The sequence below is a fragment of the Paenibacillus sp. OT2-17 genome, from assembly GCF_009827695.1.
Lineage (GTDB): Bacteria > Bacillota > Bacilli > Paenibacillales > Paenibacillaceae > Paenibacillus > Paenibacillus polymyxa_B.
Window position 1 is genome coordinate 1 of the sequence record NZ_WUDQ01000400.1, and the last position, 3,445, is coordinate 3,445.

The 3,445-nt window shown below is 44.4% G+C and carries 4 protein-coding genes; all 4 read left to right on the forward strand.

The window, feature by feature from the left end:
- On the forward strand, positions 1-401 hold a 401-nt coding region (locus GRP75_RS21955), incomplete at its 5' end, for a hydroxymethylglutaryl-CoA synthase family protein (RefSeq protein ID WP_160790355.1).
- Positions 398-1,159 carry an enoyl-CoA hydratase/isomerase gene (locus GRP75_RS21960; RefSeq protein ID WP_075154436.1) on the forward strand — a complete coding sequence of 254 codons (762 nt, stop codon included), beginning with the start codon at positions 398-400 and terminating at the stop codon, positions 1,157-1,159. The genes GRP75_RS21955 and GRP75_RS21960, both read left to right, overlap by 4 nt.
- A gap of 45 nt (positions 1,160-1,204) precedes the next feature.
- On the forward strand, positions 1,205-1,954 hold the full coding sequence (locus tag GRP75_RS21965) for a polyketide synthase (protein ID WP_023989389.1): 750 nt from the start codon (positions 1,205-1,207) through the stop codon (positions 1,952-1,954).
- Between the two features lie 221 nt (positions 1,955-2,175).
- Positions 2,176-3,445 (forward strand): AMP-binding protein (locus GRP75_RS21970; RefSeq protein ID WP_160790356.1); only part of this gene is annotated, 1,270 nt, incomplete at its 3' end.

Here is a 3,445-nt window from a genome sequence, read left to right on the forward strand (position 1 = left end):
TGGCGTATTGCCAACGAGTCGGTAATATTATGGGGGCGACTTTGTACCTCTCCTTGGCAGGTACGATTGATCAGGGTACATTCGATGCTCCAAAGCGAATCGGCTGTTTTTCCTACGGGTCAGGCTGCTGCTCTGAATTTTATAGCGGGGTTGTTATGCCGCAAAGCCAGGAACATCTGCGGCGTTTTGAAATTGAGCGTAATTTGAATGATCGCTATCAGTTAACTATGGATGAATATGAATCCCTGCTAAAAGGCAGTGACGCCGTACGGTTTGGAACCCGCAACGCCAAGCTGGATTTTCAATTGATTCCGGGGGTGATAGCTTCCGGGAAAGGTAGACAGCGGTTGTATTTGGAAGAAATCTATGAATTCCACCGTAAATACAGGTGGGAATCATGAGTTATCAAACGATTCAGGTTCGGTTTCAAGAATCGATTTGTTATATTCGCTTTTACCGACCGGAGGCAAATAATACGATTAATAATACCCTCATCGAGGAGTGCTTGCATGTACTTGCACTGTGTGAGGAGTCAGTTACGATCGTAGTTTTGGAAGGTTTGCCGGAGGTGTTCTGTTTTGGCGCGGATTTTGAGGGAATGCGTGAAAAAGTGGAAAGTGGACAAGAACATGCAATGAGTCCAGAGCCTATGTATGATCTGTGGTTAAAATTAGCAACTGGGCCCTATATCACGATTTCTCATGTGCGAGGAAAAGCAAACGCTGGTGGCGTCGGATTTATTGCTGCCAGCGATATTGTGATAGCCGACGAGACGGCACAGTTCAGCTTGTCAGAATTGCTATTCGGACTTTTCCCTGCTTGCGTTCTACCATTTTTAGTCCGCAGGATTGGATTCCAAAAAGCGCATTATTTAACACTAATGACGCAGCCCGTTTCGGTTCAACAGGCCCATGTATGGGGGTTGGTTGATGCGTACGATGCTCAGAGTGAGATGGTGCTACGCAAGCATTTATTACGCCTCAGACGATTGAGCAAGCATGGGATTTTACGCTACAAGCGCTTTATGGATGAACTCAACGATTTGCGTCAGTGTAAACCACTAGCGTTGGCGTCCAATCAAGAGGTGTTTTCAGACGCTCAAAATCTTAAGGGCATTTTCCGATATGTCGAAACGGGGCAATTTCCGTGGATGGACTGATGGTCTACGCCACAAGATGGGGATGTAGGAGGGAAGAAGATCATAATGTCACAATCCGTGGTTGAATTACTTGAAATCGAGCGAGGCATTATTCAAGTGAAAATGCAAGATAGAGTTCATAAAAATACATTTACGCTTGAAATGACCCATGGACTAAGACAAGCGTTCAAGACGATCCAAGAAGATTCAACCTGCAAAGTCGTAATTCTAACAGGATACGATAATTACTTTGCCACGGGTGGGACGCAAGAGGGACTGTTGGCTTTACATGAAGGAATCTCGAAGTTTACCGATGAAAATATATACTCACTTGCATTGGGCTGTAAAGTTCCAGTGATAGCTGCTATGCAGGGACATGCGGTGGGCGGAGGCTTTGTAATGGGGCTATTTTCTGACTTTGTAGTCCTAAGCAGGGAAAGTGTGTACACGACTAATTTTATGAGATACGGATTCACACCGGGAATGGGTGCCACGTATATTATTCCTAAAAAACTAGGGTTCAGCTTGGGAGAAGAGTTATTGTTAAATGGGGGCAATTATCGAGGTGTTGAACTGGAAAAACGGGGAGTTCCATTTCCGACCCTGCCCCGCAAAGAAGTGATGGGCTATGTAATGGATCTTGCCCGGCAGCTAGCCGAGAAACCCAGATTTTCTTTAATCACGCTAAAGGATCATTTGGTTGCTCCACTCCGGGAACAGCTTCCCAAAATCGTAGAACAAGAGCTTATCATGCATGAGAAGACCTTTCATCAAGCGGAGGTTAAAGAACGAATTATCAACTTGTTTGGAAAATAACCAAATAGAGATTCGTTGAACGCCTTTGCGGTTGTTCATGCGAACCAGCAACGAGTGTGAAAGAGGCATATAGCCTTCCTCATCACTCGTTTTTTCTTTGATATATTTTAGCAGGCAACTCCTGGCAATGCTTCAAACGTGAATAATAGCTCAAAATGGACAGGGTGATAAGCCTTTAGCTCATGTTATATAAACTTTGTGTTTTGAGGAGTTGGTGGAGAATGATGCGAAAACATGACCAAACATGGAACCTTGATATTCCGATCGCTTCTTTTATTGAAACTTGCCGGAAATTTCCTGAAAAAGAGTTATTTACGTTTGAGAAAGAAGGCCAGAGTCCTCAAATTCTTTCCGGAAATACGCTTCTACATCAAATACAGGCTTTGGGCAATATCCTATTGAAAGAACTGGCTGAGCAGGAACGGGCACTTCTTGTATTTCCTCAGGGTCTGGAATATATCAGCAGCATGCTGGCATGTTTTTATGCAAATATCGTGGCCATACCTACACCTATTACAGATTCGGAGCCGGATGAAAAAATCTTTGAGAAGATGATGCCTATCTATAGGGATTCCCAAGCCGTATGTATCATAACTAATACGGACTTGAAAGCATTTCTCCAAACACGGAGGGAGTTTAATTCAATCCGTATCCTGAATATTGATGAAATCTTTCAAGAAGACACCGTTGACGTTGAGATAGAGATGAGAATGCCAGCGCCGCAGGATACTGCTCTTTTGATGTATACATCGGGCTCAACATCCTTGCCAAAAGGCGTAATCCTCAGTCACAGCTGCTTGATGAATCAGGCCAAGGCCGAGCAATGGAGAATTGACCGGAATAGTCGTGTCGTTTCCTGGACGCCGCAATTTCATGCTTTTGGACTGCATAACAATATTTTAGTCCCACTTTTAAACGGGGCGTCGAGCATTATTCTCCCGCCAGAAAGCTTCGCTAAAAATCCGGAAAATTGGATTCATATGATTGACAAGTATCAGGCTACCCATACGGCAGCGCCAAATTTTGCGTTCGATTATTGCTGCTCCACACTGGACATAGCTTCAATTAAGCAACATTCACTTCGCCATCTCCAAGCGATTATATGTGCAGGTGAGCCCATCCGGAAGGAAACTTACGAGAACTTCATCCATAAATTCCGGGAATTAGGGCTACAAGAGGATATATTTTGTCCCCTCCTTGGCTTATCGGAGCTGTGCCCTGTCGCCAGTATAAAACCAGGTCAGTCGATGAGATTCCTTAACTTGGATATCCCTAGCTTGGAGCAACGAAGAGTCCAATACACGGATGAAAAGAATAAATCGAAGTCCGTAGTGAGCTGTGGGGAGATTGAAGATCCGACGCAAATACGAATTGTTCATCCTGAAAGGCATACACAATGCTTACCGGAGGAAGTCGGCGAGATTTGGATTAAATCCGCACGGATGGCAGAGGGATATTTAAACAGGAAGGAAGAAACGAATAGCACTTTTG